The organism is Dyadobacter sp. HNCC25DJ184 (assembly GCF_056895215.1).
In genome coordinates this window covers 20,849-43,429 of sequence record NZ_JBXHAQ010000011.1, presented here as the reverse complement: position 1 = coordinate 43,429, position 22,581 = coordinate 20,849, and the positions used below count along the sequence as shown (strand labels likewise).

Sequence of the window (22,581 nt, the reverse complement as noted above, 5' to 3'; positions counted from 1 at the left end):
TATGCTAAGCACGGGGCGGCTGCCAGATTGACGACAGATTTCCGCCGTCGGAATTGGTGGTATAAGTAAAATTCTGTTCTTCGAAGATCACGACACTAGCCTTGAGGGGAAGGCAGGCCACTTCCTCTTGAAGCGTAATTCCTGCGCAACAGCTGCATATACAAAAAGGGGAACACAAATCTGCATGTGTTGCATTTTGATCAATTGGAGCGGTTCTGATAATTGAAACCGATTCACCATATACAGCGTCCGGCGTTTCGTCCTGACAGGGAATGCAGGAAAGCGCAACGGTGTAAAAAGCCAATATGATCAGAGCAAATCGCATCATATGGTAAAGGTATGTGAAAAATATATGCAACAGGTAGGCAAGAAGGGGGGAGGAGCGTTTTCTTGAAAGCCGTATTGAGGTGAATTTTTTTTAGAACATCAATATAATGTCAAAAGTGACCACAAGATACTTCGGGGAATCTAATATGGTGGATTCGGGAAAAGGTCATGTCGCCACTTCGCGGTTCTGGATTTCTGTTCAGCATATTTAGCTATAATAATATCAGTCCTTTGGACTTCCTAAGATCCTCCCGTCGTTCGTTTCTTCTTTGAAACATTTAGCTTTGATAAAGTCAGTTCCCTGGACTGTCAACAACCACGAAGTGGTAATATTATTATAGATGTAAACATTTTCTGCGCAGGTATAACCCTGAAAGGGTGATATAAGGTAAATGTGTTGAACCTATTTCCAATATTCGTAGAAAGTTGCCAATCCGCAGATTTAGTGGCTGTTTGACCAAAATATTGCTCGTATTCATCTCATATAAGATTGATTATAAGTCTTTATATAAATTTCAATCACTTAATGAAAATCTATTCCACTTTAATCAGAATCACAATCTTCGCTGCCGCTCTTGGGCTGCTTGTTTTGGGTAGCCTGTTTATAAATCAGAATTGGAGCAGCGGCAGAGTCCTGTTAGGCGGAGGTGTCTTTTTAACGGCCGTAATGGTAGTTGACTGGATTAGGACCCGAAGAAATGCATAGTTGGTCTGGCACCCTTGAATGCCTGAAAATTGTCTTAAGTGGCTTTTCCAATTATCCGATATGTTGAGGGAAGGTGGTTTTTACTTCACAGCCCTTCCATAAAAAAACTCTAGCGCTTCGTAAGAAGGATGTTTAATCATCGAGGATTTTACGTTGAAGTCCATCACATTTCCCTGATCCTTATTGAACGGTGTCCACTTCGGAAGTTGACCGCCGTTCGGATCACCTTTGGTAGCAAAGTTGACCCAGTAGGACGACATTAGCGTTGCCAATTCATAATCTGCAAATTCCCAGGGCCGGTGGAACATTTTATGATTATCGTAGGCATATGTGATTTCGCCGGAATGAAAGGCGCCGTATTTTTTCAAATCTCCGGTTGCTGGTACCTGTCTTTCAAAGAAATAAAGATATGCTTTTGATTTACCTTTTTCACTTTGAATTCTCGCCCATGAATAATTCTGAATACCAAATCCTTTGTCCCGAGCGAGCTCTTGCGTGGCTTTTGCCACGTCCGCATCAGTTGTTGCCGGATATGATTTCAGGACGAACGGGGCATCGTTGCCATATTCATTGATAAGACTTTCCTGATACTTGTCGAACGTCGTTATGGTAGTGGATGGACTGGCTTCGGTGGCGTTCCAACCTGTTAACAAAGGAACATCGGCATTCAGACCGGCGGCGAAAATGTCTGGGATTGAACTGGTCAATACATATCCATCGACGATCACCGAGCCAACACCTTTGAATGTTTTTAATATATCCGCAGCGGGTAACTTTCGTAGATCAGTCAGGTTTAGGGCTCCAGCGTTTCTGGCCTGCGTGATGCCTCTCTGCTCAGCACTTTCCAATTTCTCCGTCCCGCCAAACCGACCTTTCACAACGGATGCACCACTTTCTGCTATTATCTTATGAAAATATCCTTTGGCAAGAGGGCTGGCGGATAATGCGTTCACACTTATGGCACCCGCCGACTGCCCGGCTATTGTGACATTATCTGGGTCCCCTCCAAAAGCTGCAATGTTTTTCTTAACCCATTTCAATGCTGCAATCTGATCCAATATGGCGTAGTTTCCTGACGCATGATATGGAGATTCTTTCGTTAGTTCGGGATGGGCGAAGAAACCGAAAGCCCCGACTCTGTAATTAATTGTCACGAAAACAATCCCTTTCTCTGCCATCGCTTCTCCATCATAGATAGGACATGATCCGCCCCCGCTAACAAATCCTCCTCCATAAATGTATATGATAACAGGGCGCTTTTCGGATGTGGACTTTGCCTTTGTCCATATGTTTAGATACAAACAATCTTCGCTGATTGGCTCGGCCGGAATCAGAAATTCGCTGGAGTATACCCCAAATGGTACAGGGGGATTTTGCATAGGACTTGGTCCGAAGGTGTCGCATTTTTTAATTCCTGTCCAGTTCGCTGCAGGCTGAGGCCCCTTCCATCGCAAATCCCCAACCGGTGGGGCGGCGAAAGGAATTCCTTTGAATACTTTGATATTGGGGTCGGTTCCGGATATACCCGAAATGATACCATTTTCAATCTTGACAGCTGCGGGAGTAATCCCTGAGCTTTTCTGAGCTATTGCCGTAAAGGCTGATATAGTCAGTAACAGCGCAAGTGTCAGTTGTTTTTTCATAACTCAAAAGTGGTCTTGTCTTTTGAGCAAAAGGCGGGTGGAGCGAATAGTTTACTTGAAGGTGACGCGAGATATTTTATAAAATTGAATTCGGATGGGTAGGATATATTGAAAAGGCAAAGCCCGTCCCCTATAAACAAGAAAAGTCCTCCCACGCATGTGCTGAGAGGACTAAGGAATACTAGTCTTATTCAAACTACTCCATTACTAGTAACTTTATCACCTCGGTGGCTGCTATTGAGTGAACTTTCAGCAGGTATACCCCCGGGGTTAATGAATGTCTTGAGACGTCTACTTCTTTTTTGCCGCCATCGCCCAATCCCGGAACGTTCAGGTCAAATGTTCTACCACTTGGGCTGATCAGTTTGAGTGCAACGTCTGAAGAATGTTTCTTGGATAATTCCAGCATGAAGCGTTGGTTTCTGATCGGATTCGGGTAGACGCTCGATTTCTCGTACTCTACTTCGATCAACGATTCTTCTCCCTTAACTACTTCAGCCAGTTCCTCGTGGCTTGTTCTGGCACCGGCACTTCCTGTCACAATTACAAGTTGCGGAGGATTCGCGGCGTTTTCCTTACTGTTGAAGATAAGGCTGCGGTTCACCTGAGTTGGCTGTTTCAACTGCAAGCTCATCGTTTTATCACCGGCGGCCTGAGCCTGAGCATATGCGGTAACATCAATTTCGTAGTATTGCTGTACGTTGTTGACATTAACGGTGCCGAGTGCAGCTGCTGCGCTGGTCGGGCCATTTGCCCAAGTGACCCCTGTTTCTGTCCAGGTATCGTTATCCACAGCGTATGCTACTACCGGCGTCGCGATCGCGCTTTCGATGTTATTACCATAGATCCTTAGTTTGGCAGAGGTAATGTTGGTTGCAGTTCCTAATGCAAACTTCATATATGTGCTCCGCGAGAACCCGTCGCTGGTTGCGAACTTGGTGAACAAAGTTGTTTCGTTACCATAGTTAACAGTCGAGTATGTTCCGTTTCTTACCAACGCATCGGCCACCGGAGCAAGCGTCAAGGTAGTTGGGTCAACTGGTGGAATAACTACATCAGGTATCACTTCGATCGCAGAGATTTTTGGTAGATCTGCGGTTCCTTGTGAGAACACAATGTTTAGCGTTCCATCGGCAACAGTGATCGGGAAGCTCTGAGTGATTGCTCTCAAACCACCACCAGCTGCTACGAAGATATCATAGTTGGTCAACTTGCGTGCACCTTCTATATCCACGTTGAACTTCCGTCTTCCTGTACCTGAACCGCTTCCTGCTGCAACTCCCCAATAGGTTTCTGCAAAGTGCAGTACTACCGTCATCGATCCGTTTGTTACAGGAATCGCATAGTTGAAGGCAGCAGATGAACGTTCAGACAAGTAAAGCGCGTCGTCGGTTGTATTATCGATATTCACTGCGGCAATCGACGTGGTACGGTTTGTTCCTCCGAAGTATGTATCGGCAATGAACTGTCGGCCACCTGATGCTGCGAAAGCAGCACCTCCAGCGTTGATTCTGATACCACTAGCCGCCACAGGATCAGTTACAGTGATAGTGACCGTTTCCTGTGCAGAAAGTGCAGGTGATCCGTTATCTGTTACAACTACTGTTGCAGCGAATGTACCGGCTGCTGTTGGCGTCCAGGTAAATGCGCCCGCTGATGTGATAGCTGCACCTGCCGGAGCACCTGTCAGCGTGAACGTTTGCGTCTGACCTGCGTTCGCGTCTGTTGCTGTGGCAGTGAATGCCAACTGTGTTCCAACTGTCGCATTTTTACTTCCTATTGCTGCCAGCACCGGTGCTACGTTAGCCGGAGCGGATATCGTAAATGTAATCTGCTCAGAATCCGTCAGGGCAGGGGAGCCGTTGTCAGTCACCACTACTGTTGCGGTGAAAGTTCCGGTCGCATCTGGCGTCCAGCTAAATAAACCTGTTGTCGGATTGATGGTTGCACCCGCAGGAGCACCTGTCAATGAGAATGTTTTGGTTTGACCCGCGTCAGGATCCGTCGCAGTTGCGGTGAATGTCAGTGCCTGACCAACTGTTCCTGCTTTGCTTCCTATTGCTGCGAGTACCGGTGCCTGGTTAGCTGGTGCAACCTGAGGAATAACTTCGATTGCTGAGATTTTCGGCAAATCGGCAGTTCCCGTTGAGAACACGATATTCATCGTTCCGTCAGTTACTGTGATCGGGAAGGTCTGAGTGATTGCTTTCAATCCACCAGTAGCAGCTACAAATATGTCGTAGTTGGTCAACTTGCGAACACCTTCGATATCGACGTTGAATTTCCGTTTTCCTGTTCCAGCACCGCTTCCCGCTGCAACACCCCAATATGTTTCTGCAAAATGGAGGATTACATTATATGCACCGTTCGTTACCGGTATCGCGTAGTTAAATGCTGCCGAAGAACGTTCAGACAAGTATAGTGCGTCGTCTGTTGTATTCTGGATATCAACCGCAGCAATCGACGTGGTCCGGTTTGTTCCACCGAAGTATGCGTCGGCAATGAACTGTTTGTTTGCAGCAGACAAGTAAGCTGCACCACCTGCGTTGATTCTGATTCCTCCGTCTGAGACAGGAGCCGGGTTAACAGTTATGGTAATCTGTTCCTGTGCAGCCAAAGGCGGTGTTCCGTTATCAGTTACTACAACCGTTACCGTGTAGGTTCCTTCTGTTGTCGGGGTCCATGTGAAGACACCCGCCGTTGTGATTGAGGCACCAACCGGGGCACCTGTCAGTGAGAACGTCTTGGTTTGCGTCGCGTCGTCAGTAGCTGTGGCTGTAAAGGTTAATGCTTGTCCTGCTATTACCGTTTTGTTGCCAATGGCCGCCAGAACCGGAGCTACGTTTTCAGCTACTGTGATAGTAATCTGTTCCGTATCGTTCAGTGCAGGTGAGCCATTGTCAGTTACCACAACTGTTACTGTGTAGACTCCGGATGTCAATGGCGTCCAAGAGAACACACCGGTTGTAGGATCGATTGACGCACCCGCCGGAGCGCCTGTCAATGAGAACGTTTTCGTTTGACTCGCATCAGCATCTGTTGCAGTAGCTGTGAAAGTCAGTACCTGCCCTGCTTTGCTTGACTTGTTGCCTATGGCTGCAAGAACCGGCGCAGAGTTAGGTGTAGCTGTCAAAGGAATAACCTCAATGGCCGATATTTTCGGAATATTGTTAGAGCCAGACAGGAAGTCGATATTAAGGAATCCGTCTGTAACAGTAATCGGGAATGTTTCAGCAATTGGTTTTAATGCTCCTAGTGCTTTGGTTGCGATATCGTAGTTAGTCAACTTACGAACTCCTTCAATATTCACATGGAACTTACGAACACCTGCTGGTTTTCCTGGTACACCGAAGTAGGTCTCGGCAAAGTGCAGGATAACATTCATTGTACCATTTGTAACTGGGATATTGTAGTTGAATGCTGCCGCAGAACGCTCCGTTATATATAACGCATCATCCGTAGTATTCTGAATATCCTGTACCGGATCCAGGGCTCCTGTACGGTCTGTTCCTCCGAAGTATTGATCAGCACTAAAGTATCTGTCTCCCGAAGCTATCAATTGAGTACCTCCTGAGTTGATACGGATTGCTGGTGGAGGACAAGAAGCTTCACGAGCGATGGTTACTTGTTTTGTAAGACTACATCCGGAAGCATCGTTTACCGTTACGTTGAAAGTTCCGATTGGAACAACAGTAGCAGTCATGCTGGTTTGAACCGGATTCGTTCCCCATACAACTGAATAATTATTTGTTCCACCAGTTATATTACTTACGGTAGCTGATCCGAATGAGGCAGCACAATCCAACACTGGTGAGGTAACAGTAAAGTCCATGTTGTTACGTTGCGGTATTGTGAATCCTGCTGAGGTTTCACAACCGTTTGTAATGTTTTCCTTCACATAGAATATATACGATCCGGCAGCCAGATTACTTATTGTCGGCGAAGACTGATAGGCTCCGAACTGGCCAACTTTGTACAGATACGAACCGACACTTGAATTCGTAACGCCCAACGTGATACTACCGTTTGATACCCCACATTCTGCACCGAGCACTGACTGCTGATTGAGAGCAATCGTTCCGGCATTCTGGGTATTGGCGAAAATTTCCAAAGCAGCAATTGCAACGCGGTTGGCTATCGGATTGAATTTAACATCCAGTTTGCCGTCGGTGATGATCACATCAAAGTCTTTCACCACTGCATTTTTATAACCCACTTCTTTAAATATATCGAAGTTTGGCAATACCACCTGATTCTCCATGTTTACGCTAAACACGCGTGATCCTGCAACCTGGAAGAAGTTTTCTATAAAGTGCATTCTCACTTTGTAGCTGCCATTCGCAACCGGAATCAGATATCTGGTTTCAGCCAGATCCGTTGCCGCTGAAAGGTAAGATTGATACAATACATCATCGTCAGTTCCACCGATCGGAGTTACAGCCGGAGCGTCAAGTTGTACTGAGCCCTGACGGTAGCTTTGGTCGGCTTCCCATGTTTTGCCGTTAACTGTCACAGCTGCGTTGGATCCCGATTTGATTCGTTTTACGACAGAGATGACGTTGCAGCTTGTATTGGCAATTCCATACAATGGAATTCTCAAAGGAGATGGTCCACTATTATAGTTAACAAACAACGCGGCGTTTTTGATGCCCTGGCTATTCGGTTTGAAAGTAACAGTTACCGTAGTTGATTCTTGAATCGCAAGCACAGTAGCCGCCGGAGCAGAAATTGCAAACTCGTTGGCGTTCGCGCCTGAAATAGACAGGTTACCTATTGTAATAGCAGGGTCACTGCTACCGTTTGCGTAGGTCTGTCCAAGGTTTTTCAACGTTACAGTCATCGTATTCGTCGATCCGATCTGTTGTGCTCCGAAGTCAGGAGCTGATGGCGTCGCTGCCAGCTCAGAGAAGTTCGAAGAACCAGTTTCAGGTTTTACATTTGATACGAAGTAAACGTTATCCTGGTAGTCATAGTTGGTCACGCCCGGGTTACCAATGTAATCCTGTCCAATGATATAAGAGTTTGGAATAATACTTCCGTTAGCATCAATTGCCTTCCAAACGCGCAAACCTATCTTGCCTTCTGAATTACGGGTACGATCAGAGAACTGACCTGCTACTTTGAATCCGAATGCAGTGTTGACAGCCGGGCTCCATGAACCTTCAGCGATTGCGGCCGTTGTGCTGTTTTTAAGTGGCAGCAAAGACTGGCCGTCCAGAGGGTGGTGTTGGAACAGCGTTGAAATAGTGCTCGACCCTTTGGTATAGTACTGGAAGCTTTCAACTGCGGCGCAACATCCGTGATATGCACCCATTTGATATACTGTTACCGGTTTAGTTGCATCCGCTCTCAGGAAGAATGAAGAAAGGATCTCATCTGTATTGAGAATCAGACTATTACCTGTATTGGTACCATCAGAAGAATTAAAGCCAGTGTTGGATTTGAACCCAAACGCACCGATAATCTCCTGAGCACGAGGCTCGTTTCCACCTTCTCCAGCCGATTGCCATAATCCGGACAATACGATTTTCTTCTTCGGTGTGGCATCGTCATTTGAGTTGATACTCAGCGTGTCATGAAGAACTCTAACACGTCCCGATGCAAATTGAGCAATGAATTGGACGCTCACCTGAATCGATCCGTTAGGAGCGATTGTAATTGGAGCGGCTGTTGCAGGGTCATAATCAACATTATTGATCTGTGCTATTTTCCATCCCGTTGGGTTAGAAAGTGTCAGATTATTGATTACCAATGCACCCGTTCCTTTATTGGTGATCTTTGCTTTAACTATGTTGTGGTTACGGTTATATGGTGTTGGATTCCCAGTACCATCATCTTCTCTTCTCCATGGTTCCTGTATAAGCGAGAACGTGAGCTGATTGTTTGATGGATATTTGTCCAGGTTTTCCACCAAAATATTAGCGTTGCTAAGAGCTGGTTTTACCACACTGAACGTTACCGGACTGGTGATGGTCTCATTTGCATTTCCATCAATCGCTTTTGCACGGAAGGAATAAGATCCGGCAGTATTAATCAGTAATGGCGAGAAATAGGTTTCGAAAGGCCCATCGTTAAAGCTGTAAAGCACCTGGGCAACATTAGATCCACCCAAATCCGTCGCAGAGATCGTCGCGGTTACCTGGTTAAGATAAACTCCCGGCGATTGAAGCGTTCCGTTTAGCTGTACAGTTGCAACCGGTGGACTGAAATCGGTATCTGCCGTTGCAGGATCAACAATTACAAAGCAAATTTTAGTATTGCTACCACCTATCGGATCAATCGTTAATTTTCCGTCGGTCACCATAACCGTAGTTGTTGCTACTCTGGTGAGTTCCTGTGCTGTCGGCGTGAAATTCGATATCAATGAAACACCTTCAACGTTGATACTGTGATTACTATCTGTAAATCCAATATCTCCTACTCCCACAGTGACATTGTATTGTCCCGGGCTTACCTTAATCTCCCAGTTGCCCGGCGTTTGCGGACTAGCGGTCGATTGCATAAGGGCAAATGTTCTAAGTCTGGTTTCTACAGTAGCAGAAGTACGTTCACGCATACTTGCAGTGTGGTCCTTAGGAGCTTTGGTAGTTGGATTGATCCAGCCATAGCCTCTTGCGTCAGTGTATGCCAAACCAACATCCGCCAAATATCCTGCAGGGGTGGTTGTTGTCGTCAACTGGAAGTTAACTCTCATCGCGTTCGCGCCGACATCTGTGAGTCTCAGGTTCATGATAGTATATCCATCAAGGAAACCTGGTGCTTGTGCAAAAAGCGTATCTGTGTAAGTCCCTGCTGACAGACCAAGCGTGTTGACTCCGATAGATATAGAACCTATTGCAGGTGTGCTCGGTAGAACCGCCCACGTATTGCTGGCCGATTTTTTCAAAGTTATAGACGACGGCGTACCATTAGCAGCACTAAGCGTGATACTTTTGGCAACTACGTTTCCGTTCACAGGCGCGTTCCAATCAATATTCGGAGCGCTGAAACTCAAAGTTTTACGTGTTCCTGCAGGTTCCACATTGCTCAATACAAACATGTAATCCTGATAATCACCATTCGATGCGTCTTCAAAACATACCAGATAACTGTTAGGAACCGCAATTCCGTTCCTATCCTTCATCGGGTAAGTTCTCACAGCGTGCAAGGTAGGGCCGGCGGTGTTCAAGGCATCCTGAGTATAAGAAAGACGACTTTCAAGTCCAACCACATAAATACCGAAAGCTGCAAGGCCTGGATTGAACTGGTTAGTACCTGCCACAATTTGCGGGAACAGTGTATTATGTTGTCCGAATATACCTGACAACGTTCCAACAGGATTGGTCTGTGGCGTGTTATTGTTAACAGTGTAGAAACCAAATGGCAATTCCTGATTCGGCGAGTATCTCGCTACCGGACTAATCAATACCGGACCTGCGTTTGCTCTTTCAAAAAGTTGAACCGGAACTTCATCACCCTTCATGGTTGCGGCAGTTCCGTCGGCAAGCGTTGTCCAGCCTACATTGATACCATAACCCAAAGTATTAACTACCGTTTGCAGAGGAGGCTCGTTGGCTCCTTCATAGCCGTTCAATGACATCGCGAACAAGTTCACATTCAATGTGTTTGCATTCGCGGCGTTGCTATTGATCGTTACAACTGCGTCATAAGTATTAACATTGTTACCAGGCGTAAATGTCACTTGAAGTGATTTCATTTCATCTGGTCCAATTACATTTCCAACTGGCTCGCCTTCAACCGATAGTATTGATACCGTAAACTTGCCTGGATTGTTTCCTCCAAGTGACACCGACTCAATTGTAAGCGGTGCGATACCGGTATTGGTTACCGTTAATCGTTTCGAGACAGTTGTGTTTTTAAGAGCATCGAAAATAAGCTCCTGATTACTAGCCGTGAGGATTGCTCCCGAACCGGCAGGGTTGACAGTTAATGAAATCGTAAGCGCTACACTGGTGTAAGTATCAGCCGAAGCAGTCACTGTTTCAGTGTAAGTTCCCGGAGCCAATGCTGACCCGTCGACTTCGAATGAAAGCGTTCCTACAACTGCCGCAGGAAGTGTCAACCATGGGCTGGTTCCTGTTTTTGTCAAAGTGATGGCAGGAGTGCCAATGTTGGCTGACAAGGTTACTGCCTGAGGAGGAGTTACTACCCCAGGAGTATAGCTGAAATTAAGCGTATTGTTTGACAGTGTGAGGTCTTTTGTAAGAACCGGAACGACTGGTTTAACATTACGTACGATAACTGCGATATCCTGATAGTCATACCCACTTGTATTTTCTTCCGTTGCGATAACATAAGCGTTTTCAACCAACGATCCGTCTGCATTTTTCAGAGGATACACCCTTACATGGTGAGGTATAGCACCTGAGAATGTATTCAGGGCATCTTCGCTATATAAATGGCGGTTTGCAAAGAATGGCCAGCGGGAATAGAATCCGAATGAATCCAGACCCGGGTCAAAATCCAATGAGCCGTTTACTTGAACGTCAACTGTTTGGAAATTGCTGTTTGCAACCGTGAACAGTTCATTTTTGGCATTGGCATTTCCGGAAGTATACCATCCGAACGCGGTAACAATACCACCTGCATCGGTTGGTCCGAATACTGAAAGCGGTTCAATAATTACTTCGCCGTCGGTAGCACGCTGGAATTTCTGAATCGAAACTTCGTCACCAAGCAAAGGAGCAGCAAAATTTGTGCTGTGGATGATATTTGTATTCTTATTGTCGTCACCCACGTTCACTTTAATATCGTAAGTGTCCAGAACAAGTTGCAACGAAGGCTCGTTTGTTCCAGATTGACCGACTGTACCAAGTCCGCTTAGAGGTACTACTTTCGCAGCGTTATTAACACTTGTGATCGTAAGATTCGCCTTTTTAACACCAACTGTGGTAGGGTTGAACGCCACGTTGAAAGTGATCGCGCTTCCTTTGGCAATAGTAGTCGGAGTGGCAACACTTGGATTTGGCGCTCCGAGTAATTGGAATTGATTTGCATCCGTTCCGCTCAGTGCGATACCTGTTACAGTCAATGGCGCATTTCCTGTATTAGCCAAAGTAATTGTATGGTTTTTACCGGCAGCACCTCCTATGACATCATTGTCGATTACTTTTTCAGGAGTAACAGTTGCAATTCCAGCTACCGTTGACGGGGTAGAGGCTTTCAGCATCACAATCTGTGCTGTCTTACCACTGATATTGTTCCAGTTATACTCAACAATGTAAAGGTTACCGTTCTGAACGTCTTCCGCGATATCCAATGGATTGGTAAATCCTGAAAGTCCGGTTACGCCATCTGTTCCTGAACCTGTTTGTGCACCGATGATGTCATATATATGGTCGTCACTTTCGGCAGTATTTACGCTAGGATCCGGAAGCAGTGTACCTGGTTCAAGAACGATGATATCACTACCACCACTAAACCGGCAAACCAGAATCCTGCCCTTCATCGCGCCGTTGAATGCATTACTCTTGTATTCAATTACACCGTTTGGTGATTTGTTCAATTCGAAATTGTATGCTGCTCCGCGGTAGCTGATATCAGCACCTTGAGTTGTCGGGTATTTAGGGTTGTCCAGATACCCTCTGTTGGCAACATACTGTCCTCTCAATGGATTTGGGTGTCCAAAATATCCAACTGGTTTAAGTGGGTTAACACGGAACAGCCAGTCATTTTGAACCTTGATAGACGAAGTTGAGATAACAGAAGGGCCTGCATAAACAGAGCCTTCCGGACGTCTTGTACCAGCTACTGATGCAGGAGAGTTACCTCCGGCAGCGGAACCATTTGCGGGTACATAGAGCTGTCCGTTGCTGTGCCATACCAAGTCGAATGCGTTACGAACACCTGAAGCATATATTGTCAAAGGTGATGTAGTTGCATATGGGTTGTAGGTACCGTCCGACATGCGGAAGTCGTTGCTTGGCGCTGCATTAATCAATGCCTGGTTGCTGGTAGTCCGAACGTCAAGCGGCAATTGAATACCAGCCATTTTTGCAAAATCGAGTCTCAGTACCGTCGCAGCAAGCAAACTTTCGTCACGTTGCCATGTACCATCGTATAGACCCATTGAGCTCAAACTTCCCTGGTTGAAATACATTGCACCATCCGGGCCGAAAGCGATACTGTTTACAAGGTGATCTGCTTTTGAACGAGGTAGTTTTGTCAATATCAACTGTTCAGTTTCAAGATCCGGACCTGAAAGTCTGGAAATGTTTCCGTCAAACTCAGGAGCATTGCTCAATCCGGCACTACAGTGAGAGATATAAGCGATCAGGTTTGTTGGTGTCGAAGCCGGGTCGAAAGTTAGACCAACCGATGATCTCAGACCATATTTTGTAGTCAAAGTTTTGATTTCAACCGGCGAAGAAAGCATACCAGTTGTGTGGTCTACATCGAAACGTTCGATCACACCATCCAGTCGGAGGGCGTAGAATTTATCATCCGGCCCGAACAATATGCTGGTATATTTTTTACCAACGGTTGAAGGAATCACAACTTTCGGAGCAAATTCAGCTGCAACAGGATTTGGTGTTCCAACTGTATTGTTACCAGTTGTGAACGTCGCTTCGTATGGAAGGAAAGCAGCACCACTGTGCGACTTCACCTGATTTGATATATTGAATCGGTAGGTAGTATTCGGTTCAAGTGCATAAGTTGGCGTGAAGCTGATCGCGTCACCACCACCGGTACCTTGAACAGTTCCCGAGATCTGGGAAGTTGTTCCGCCTGAAATTTTGAATAGTTGTACCGAGTTGGTTGTTAAAGTTGCATTGTCAACACCGCCATTAAAGCCAGCAACCTCGGGAACGAAAAGGCTGTTGGCAGCAATACTCGCAAGGTTTACACTTACGTTCGTTGCACCATTTGCCGGCGTTGAAGAAATTACATATGGTTGGTTTTCACCAGCAGCAATTACGGTAACTCTGATTAACGTACCGGCACTGTTGTGGTTAGCAGCAGAAGCTGTCACTGTTGCAGTGTAAGTACCCACAGGAAGATCTTTTGCTGCGCTGTAATCGAATGTTACGTTAGGCTCATCTCCATTATGATTGGCATCGAAAACCAACCAGTCAGTAGCTCCTGCTCCATATACTGCAGTCATTGTGATCGGCAGGTTTTGAGTCGAGCTTGAGTGCTGAAGATCTAGTGAGAAGGTATAGTCAGTTTCCGGAGTTCCTTTCTCAACCGCAAGGCTGTGTTCGCTTGCAGACCAAACCAGGAATGGCGTTACGTCGATTGGCGTAATTAAGGCAGAGTTGATCTTGGTATTAGTACCGCCGTCGGCGTTGATCGTCAGATATCCATCCGTTACAGTTGCACGAACTGTACCAGACTTGAAGCGTGTAAGTGCTCCTGCTGCGCCAGTTGGAACAAAATTAGGGAAAGCAGCGATGCCTTCAACGTTCAATTTATGGCTTTCAGGGTCAGTACCTACGTTTCCATCACCAGCCGAAACTGTGACATCATATATGCCGTTTGGTACTTTGATTTCCCAATAACCTTCGATTGGTGTTCCATTGAATGTACCGCTCACATTATTGGCCTGCATGTGCATGAAAGTGGCAAGCAATACATCCGCCGGTGCTGTGCGTTTACGTCCGTTACCAGGGCCGGTTCCACCTACGGAAAGGTCAAGCAGGGCTCCGTTTGAGCGTCTTTTCCAACCATATTCCATATTTGTACCTTGGTCAGTACCAGTGCGTAATCCCAAAGGTTGGCCATAATCTTTCAACCAGCCAGCTGGAGGTACGGTCGCCGCATCCTGGAAGTTGATTTTAATCGGAGCAGCAACCTCGGCCGTTGTGACAGTATATGCCACGATCAATGTCGCAGGATCATATCCCGGTGCGGTAGCAGTTACAGTAGCTTCGTATAAACCAGGAGCTACAGAAGAGCTTAGGTTTGCTGCGCCGAACGTTACAGTTCCTAAGGTTGCAGCCGGTAAGGTCAACCAACTTGCAGACGAGCTAGTGAAAGTTACGGTAGGAGCACCTTCGCTTGCAGTCAATGTAGTTGTTTTAGCCGTTACAGCCTGACCTTGAATCGCTGTGAAATCCAATGAATTTGGAGCGAAGGCAAGTGTTTTTGTCGATACTTCTTCCCGTACCAGCGAGAAGTTTTCAAAGTTGTAAGTTCTTGCTGTAGGCGACGTTCTTTGCGTAGTATAAATACCAGCATATGCAGTTTGGCCAGCCAAAGCCATATTCGTTATATCGATCGCTGCAGGATTTGATGGCAACGTATATGCTGCACCAACGTTCACATAGTTAACACCGTCGGTGGAATAGAAACCTTCAGCTTTGTTAGTAACATTGTTGATAACCAAACGAAGCCTTACAGTCTGATTGTTAAGTCCGGTTATGGTACCAGTTAATCTTTGGTCAGGGTTAGTGTTGTCAGTTGTGGCAGTGGAAGAGACATCATTTAGCTCTTTACGCATTTCCACTTTGTTCGCAGAAACGGCCAGTTTGATAAACGTTCTGTCGCTTAATCCGAACCACAAACCACCCTGTTCAGAACCTGATCCGCTATATGGATTGACGATCGTTGTTTCAAGAATCAATTTGCCGCTCGCAGCAGTTCCAACGCCGAGCGTGTTCAGCTGGTTATTGTTAGCTACAAACGATATACCTCTGTTAGTAACGATGCTTAATCTTCCACCGGTTACGGTCAACTTGGAAGGTTCGAAGCCTGTTACGGCAGAAGTGGCAGTACCATCTTCAGCTACTCGCGCCGCCGAAGGAGCAAGCGCCATGGTGAAACCAGTTCCGAGGTTGTTTTTGTCTAGCAAACCACCTTCGCTGCCATCAAAAGTGATCGCATATGGAAGTTGGACTGTGATGCTTTCACAAGGTAATGAACTGATAGGCAGACAAGGGGTTACCGTCGGCGCCGCTTCAATTGTCACTGTGAAAGTTTTGCTTACAAAGGCAAGGTCAATATCAGTCGCAGTCAGTTTAACAGTTATGACACCAAGTGTTGTTGGAGCAGAACCGCTAAATGTCATGTTCGATGTGTTAAATGACAACCATGCTGGTAGTACATCGCCATTTTCCAGTGTGGCAGCATATGCCAGCACGTCGCCAGCGTCCGGGTCAGAGAATGAACCGGTCATGAATGAGAAAGCCTGACCAGCCGTGACAACTTGATTTTCCGGGTCTGTAACAGCTACCGGCGACGAATTCTGCGCTTTGATATTGAGTAAGAAAATTGCAGGCGTCGAAGCAGTTCCATCTGAGGCGATTAACTTAATAGAATAGTTGCCTGCAACAGTCGGCGTACCATTGAAGGTAGTAGTATTAGGATCAAAAGTGATTCCTTCCGGAAGTGCACTGTCATTTTCCTGAGTTGCTGTTATTGTAAGCGGCGCGCCTTCCGGATCCGTGAACGTTCCAACAGGAACTACGAAAGTGTAGGCGTTACCGACCGTCGCTGTTTGCGTTCCAATTGGGTTAGCAACGATCGGCGCCTGATTTGCTGCTGGCAATATCTCAATTGCGTTGATCATGGCCTTATCAGCCGAGGCAGCAAAATCGATATTCAAAACACCATCAGTTACATTCGTATTAAAGGTTTTGATGATTACCTTTTTGTTCGCGTTTCCGCCATCCACAAAAAGATCTAAATTATCAAGAACTGTGCTGTTCTCAATTTTGACATCAAAAACACGAGAACCGGCAGCGGTTGCAGTGTTTTCCACCATGTGCAGATTAACGGTATAGAAACCGTTTGCGATTGGCAGATAATATCCAAGATATGTTCCGAAACGTCTTTCATAATAAAGCTCCGGAACCGAACCTGCGCCGGTAATAACATTGCTGGTATTGTTAGTTTCGCCAGGGATCAGTGCATAGGTTGCATCTGCGCTAAACAAGGCTCCATTCACTGTACGATCTCCACCACCGGCATTAAGACGGAAAGGAGCAGTTACAACAGGGAAGTCGTGTTGCTTGATAGAGAAGTCATCGAACGAATAAGTGATACCCGAAACTCCCTGACGATAAGTAGCGTATATACCTCCGTAGATGGTTTGTCCACCCAGGGCCATATCCGCTATATCTATTGAGAATGGATTGGCAGGCGTATTGTAATTCAGACCAACATTCGTATATGTCGTACCATTTGTAGAATAGTATCCTTCAACCTTATTGTTGATAAGGTCAAGAACAATTCTCAAACGGAATGTCTGTGTGTTAACATTGGAGAGTACGCCTGTTACTCTCTGATTAGGGTTTGCAGTAGTATTAACTGTTGAGCTAGCATCTGCCGTTTCTTTTCTCAACTCAACTGTATTGTTGGTTACAGAAAGTTTGATGAATGTTTTGTCATTCAAACCAACCCATAATCCGCCTTGTTGAGCGTTCGTTGCGCTGATGGGGTTTACGATGGTAGTCTCATATATCAATTTTCCGTGCGCATTAGCTACTCCGGCACCCAACGCATTCAGCTGGTTGTTGTTTGCCTGGAACGCAATTCCCTGGTTGGCTGTGATATTCAGTCGGCCACCGGCAATCGCAAGTTTCGAAACTTCATAGCCTGTTACTGCCGAAGAAGGAGAACCATCGTTTGCAGCTCTTGCTCCCGAAGGTGCATCAACCATCGTGAACCCTGTTCCCAAACCACCCTGAGCAAGAATGCCGCCTTGAGTTCCATCAAAGTTGAGTGTGAATGGAAGCGATACATTTATTTGCTCGCAAGGAAGCGTACTGATAGGAGTACAAACCAACGGAGCAGCGTTTATTGTCAATGCGAATACCGCGTCGACAGAGTTAGTAGCATCACTGGCTGTTACTTTCAGAGATAAAGTGCCTGCTGCATCAGGAGTTCCGCTGAATACTCTGGTAGCAGCGTTAAATGCCAGCCAGCTTGGTAGTGCACTTCCGTCCGCCAAAGTTGCAGCGAAAGTCAACGGATCATTTTCAGCATCTGCAAATGTTGCTGCTGGAACTGTATAGTTGAAGGCGAGACTAACAGTTGCAGATTGAGCAGGAATAGCTTGTGCAAGCGTTGGCCCCTGGTTAACAGGAACATTGCCAACAGTAATTTTGAAATCCTCAAACACTGTTGCTTCACCATCGTTTGCTGTTAATCTGACAGTATATTCTCCAATAGCAGTCGGAGTGCCGTGGAAAGTTTTAGTAGCGGCGTCATATTCCAACCAAACAGGAAGGGCACTTCCATCTGCAAGCGCTGCAGTGATCGTAAGTGGATCGTTGTCTCCGTCAGCGAAAGTATTTTCCGGAACAACAAAATCGAAAACCGTATTGATAGTTACAGTTTTGTCGGCAATTGCGTTGGCAACTGTCGGAGCCTGATTAACAGCATCGCTCACTGTCAGTGTGAATTCATCACTTATAGTGGCCTGTCCATCGCTGGCAGTAACTTTAATAGTATATACTGCTGGTGCAGTAAGCGTTCCTTGCAGCGTATTGGATGCGAAGGTCAATCCAGCTGGTAGAGGATCACCGTTTGCAAGGGAAGCTGTCAAAGTCAACGCCGTGCCTTCAGGATCGGTAAATGTGTTAGCAGGAATAGCCAGGCTGTATGCAACATTGGTAGTTGCCGTCTGGTCAGGAATAGCGTTAGCTACGACTGGTGTCTGGTTTCCAACTGGCAGGATTTCAATTGCATTGATCATTGCTTTCTCAACTGTTGCTGCGAAGTCAATATTCAGTACGCCATCGGTTACCTGGGTATTGAAGCTTTTCTGGATAACAACCTTGTTTTTGTTTCCTCCGTCAACAAACAGATCGTAATTTGTCAAGACAGGAGCTCCTTCGATTTTCACACCAAACACACGGGAGCCAACGGCTGCGGAATTGTTATTTTCCACCATATGCAGTTTAACGGTATAAAATCCGTTTGCAATAGGAAGGTAATAACCAAGATATGTTCCGAAACGTCTTTCATAATAAAGTTCAGGAACCGAACCTGCGCCTGTTATGGTAGTCGTCGTATTGTTGGTTTCACCCGGGATCAGTGCGTAAGCAGCATCTCCGCTAAACAAAGCTCCGTTTACTGTACGATCGCCACCACCAGCATTAAGACGGAATGGAGCTGTTACGACAGGGAAGTCATGTTGTTTGATCGAGAATTCGTCGAAGTTGTAAGTAAGGTTCGGATCGGTGCTTGCGTTACGATATGTAGCGTAAATACCACCATATACAGTTTGTCCAGCCAAACCCATATTGGCTATATCAATTGAAAATGGGTTTGCCGGAGTGATATAGGTCAAGCCTACATTAGTATATGTTGTTCCGTTGGTTGAGTAAAAACCTTCAACTTTGTTATTGATAAGATCCAGAACAAGTCTAAGTCGAAGATTTGAATTGGTTATATTCGATAACGCTCCTGTAACCCGGTGGTCAGGGTTATTGGATGCTGCGGTTTCGACGGTTGCATTATTTACCTCTTTCCGCATTTCGATCGTGTTGTTCACGAAAGCGAGTTTGATAAATGTCTTATCATTCAAACCAACCCATAAACCAGCCTGGCCTGAACTTGCAGCAGAAACAGGGTTTACAATGGTAGTTTCATAGACAAGCTTACCGTGTGCATTTGCAACACCAGCTCCCAATGCGTTGATCTGATTGTTGTTTGCAAGATATGCAATACCCTTATTGGCTCTAACTTGTAAAATACCTGAGTTGATAGTAAGCTTAGATACTTCATAGCCAGTAACAGGCGAAGAAGCTGTACCGTCGTTAGACGCCCGCGATCCAGAGGGAGCATCCACCATCGTGAAACCTGTTCCTAATCCTCCCTGCGCCATAATACCTCCCTGATTTCCATCGAAATTCAAGGCGAATGGTAATGTGACGTTGACCTGGTTACAAGGCAATGTACTGATAGGGCTGCAACCTGCAACCGGAGCCGGATTGACAGTCAGTGAGAAAATTGCATCAACAGCTGCCTGGGAATCTGAGGCGGTAACTTTGATACTCAAACTTGCCGCGTCTGACGGAGTACCACTTAAAATCTTAGTGGCAGGATTGAATGATAACCAAACTGGCAAAGCACCTCCATCTGCAAGTGAAGCAGAAAGAGTCAGCACATCGCCAGCATCCTGATCAGCGAAGGTATTTGTTAAGTCAAGGCTATATGCAGTTCCTGCGGTAGCAGTCTGAGCTCCGACGGCATTTGCAATAGTCGGTGCGTGGTTTGAGCCTGGAGCCGCATTAACTGTTAAGGCAAAAATTGCATCAACAGCTGCCTGGGAATCTGAGGCGGTAACTTTGATACTCAAACTTGCCGCGTCTGAAGGCGTACCACTTAAAATCTTAGTGGCAGGATTGAATGATAACCAAACTGGCAACGCACTTCCATCTGCAAGTGTGGCAGAAAGTGTCAGCACATCAGCAGCATCCTGGTCAGCAAAGGTATTTGTTAAGTCAAGGCTATATGCAGTTCCTGCGGTAGCAGTCTGAGCTGCGACAGCATTTGCAATAGTCGGTGCGTGGTTTGTGCCTGGAGCCGCATTTACTGTCAAGGTAAAAATTGCATCAACAGCTGCTTGAGAATCTGAAGCGGTAACTTTGATACTTAAGCTTGCTGCGTCTGACGGCGTACCACTTAAAATCTTAGTAGCCGGATCGAATGATAACCAAGCTGGCAATGCACTTCCATCTGCAAGTGTGGCAGAAAGTGTCAGCACATCAGCAGCATCCTGGTCAGCAAAGGTATTTGTTAAGTCAAGGCTATATGCAGTTCCTGCGGTAGCAGTCTGAGCTCCGACGGCATTTGCAATAGTCGGTGCGTGGTTTGAGCCTGGAGCCGCATTTACTGTCAAGGTAAAAATTGCATCAACAGCTGCTTGAGAATCTGAAGCGGTAACTTTGATACTTAAACTTGCTGCGTCTGACGGCGTACCACTTAAAATCTTAGTGGCCGGATCGAATGATAACCAAACAGGCAACGCACCTCCATCTGCAAGTGAAGCAGAAAGTGTCAGCACATCAGCCGCATCCTGATCGGCGAAGGTATTTGTTAAGTCAAGGCTATATGCAGTTCCTGCGGTAGCAGTCTGAGCTCCGACGGCATTTGCAATAGTCGGTGCGTGGTTTGTGCCTGGAGCCGCATTTACTGTCAAGGTAAAAATTGCATCAACAGCTGCTTGAGAATCTGAAGCGGTAACTTTGATACTTAAACTTGCTGCGTCTGACGGCGTACCACTTAAAATCTTAGTGGCCGGATCGAATGATAACCAAGCTGGCAATGCACTTCCATCTGCAAGTGTGGCAGAAAGTGTCAGCACATCAGCAGCATCCTGGTCAGCGAAGGTATTTGTTAAGTCAAGGCTATATGCAGTTCCTGCTGTAGCAGTTTGAGCTCCGACGGCATTTGCAATAGTCGGTGCGTGGTTTGTGCCTGGAGCCGCATTTACTGTCAAGGTAAAAATTGCATCAACAGCTGCTTGAGAATCTGAAGCGGTAACTTTGATACTTAAACTTGCTGCGTCTGACGGCGTACCACTGAATGATTTAGTGCCTGGAGTGAAAACCAGCCAGCCGGGTAATGCACTTCCGTCAGCTAGTGAAGCTGAAAGCGTAAGTGCATCCCCGTCCGGGTCTGCGAAAGTATTACTAACGTTGAGTGTAAATAATGTATTTGCCGTTGCAGTTTGAGCTGCGATCGTGTTGGCTATTACGGGAGCCTGGTTAACAGGTTGAATCAGGGCAGAATTGATTTTGGTATTAACACCCCCGTCGGCATTGATCGTAAGAAATCCATCTGTTACCGTTGCGCGAGCGGTACCTGACTTAAAACGAGTTGAGGCACCTGCGGCGCCGGAGGGAACAAAAGCTGATATCGCGTTAACTCCTTCAACATTGATGGTGTGGCTTTCCGGGTCTGTTCCAACATTTCCGTCGCCCGCTGATACTGTTACATCGTAAACACCGTTTGGAACTTTAATTTCCCAATACCCCTCAATCGGCGTTCCGTTGAATGTTCCACTTACATTGTTGGCTTGCATGTGCATCAGTGTAGCCAACAAAACATCTGCTGGTGCTGCGCGTTTGCGTCCATTACCTGGAGCTGTGCCACCAACAGAAAGATCAATTGGAGCTCCGGTCGAGCGTCTGCGCCATCCGTACTCTTTATTGCTTCCCTGGTTTGCAGAAGATCTTGGTCCATAAGCTTGACCAAAATCTCTCAGCCAACCAGCCGGAGGCGTCGTAGCGGCATCCTGAAAGTTAATTTGAATAGGGGTGAGGTCGACTGGAGATAATGCTGGTGCAATACCCTTACTCATGTCGGCTTTCCCCTTTGAAACTGATGCAGTGAACAATGAGGGTTTCACCTCAATTCCATTAGGGATGGAATTGAGGTTACTTCCCGCATTATTCCCACGACGTTGAGTAAAAAGATCTTTCCCTACTGACGTTAATAGTGGGTTCAGATTAGGGTTGGGTTTACGTAATCCGGTTTCTGACGAAGACCGGTGAAGTAGATCGGACTCTCGGACTGTGTTGAGTGCTGAGGTTTGCACGCTGACCAGCAGGCCGATTAGAATAATTAAATGCCAAACTCGCGTGTAAAAACGCACGAGGTTGTGAATAAAGGGTGAACCTTTTTTCATAACGATGTATTTAAGAGGAGGTTTGAAATTCAGCTACTAGTATTCAAGATATTCCATTGCCACTTGATGGGGTGAGCGTTAGCTTCAAAAACCCATTATCTATTAAAGATTCATGACGCCGGAAAAACAATCTGTTCAAGTAGGTATTAAACTACAGGGTTGGTTATCAGGCAATATCTACCCTCAACACCATTTGTGGTATTCAGGATAGCAGAGATTAATTCAGGATTGGAAATGTTGATCCATACTTTTTCTTATTTAATTTTTAGTACTCATTTAGAACTTTATTTAGCAACAAACTACAAAAAGCAAACTATACGTAA

3 protein-coding genes are annotated in these 22,581 nt (G+C 46.1%); all 3 read right to left on the bottom strand.

The window, feature by feature from the left end:
• Nucleotides 1–4 precede the first annotated feature (4 nt).
• Nucleotides 5–328 carry a DUF6660 family protein gene (locus AC1XUD_RS16950; RefSeq protein WP_483362222.1) on the bottom strand — a complete coding sequence of 108 codons (324 nt, stop codon included), beginning with the start codon at nt 326–328 and terminating at the stop codon, nt 5–7.
• Nucleotides 329–1,113: 785 nt separating this feature from the next.
• Complete coding sequence (locus AC1XUD_RS16945; RefSeq protein ID WP_483362221.1) at nt 1,114–2,676, bottom strand: carboxylesterase/lipase family protein; 1,563 nt, start codon at nt 2,674–2,676, stop codon at nt 1,114–1,116.
• A 196-nt stretch (nt 2,677–2,872) separates the two neighbouring features.
• Nucleotides 2,873–22,258: a putative Ig domain-containing protein gene (locus AC1XUD_RS16940; protein WP_483362220.1), complete on the bottom strand. Its 19,386-nt coding sequence runs from the start codon at nt 22,256–22,258 to the stop codon at nt 2,873–2,875.
• Nucleotides 22,259–22,581: the final 323 nt, after the last annotated feature.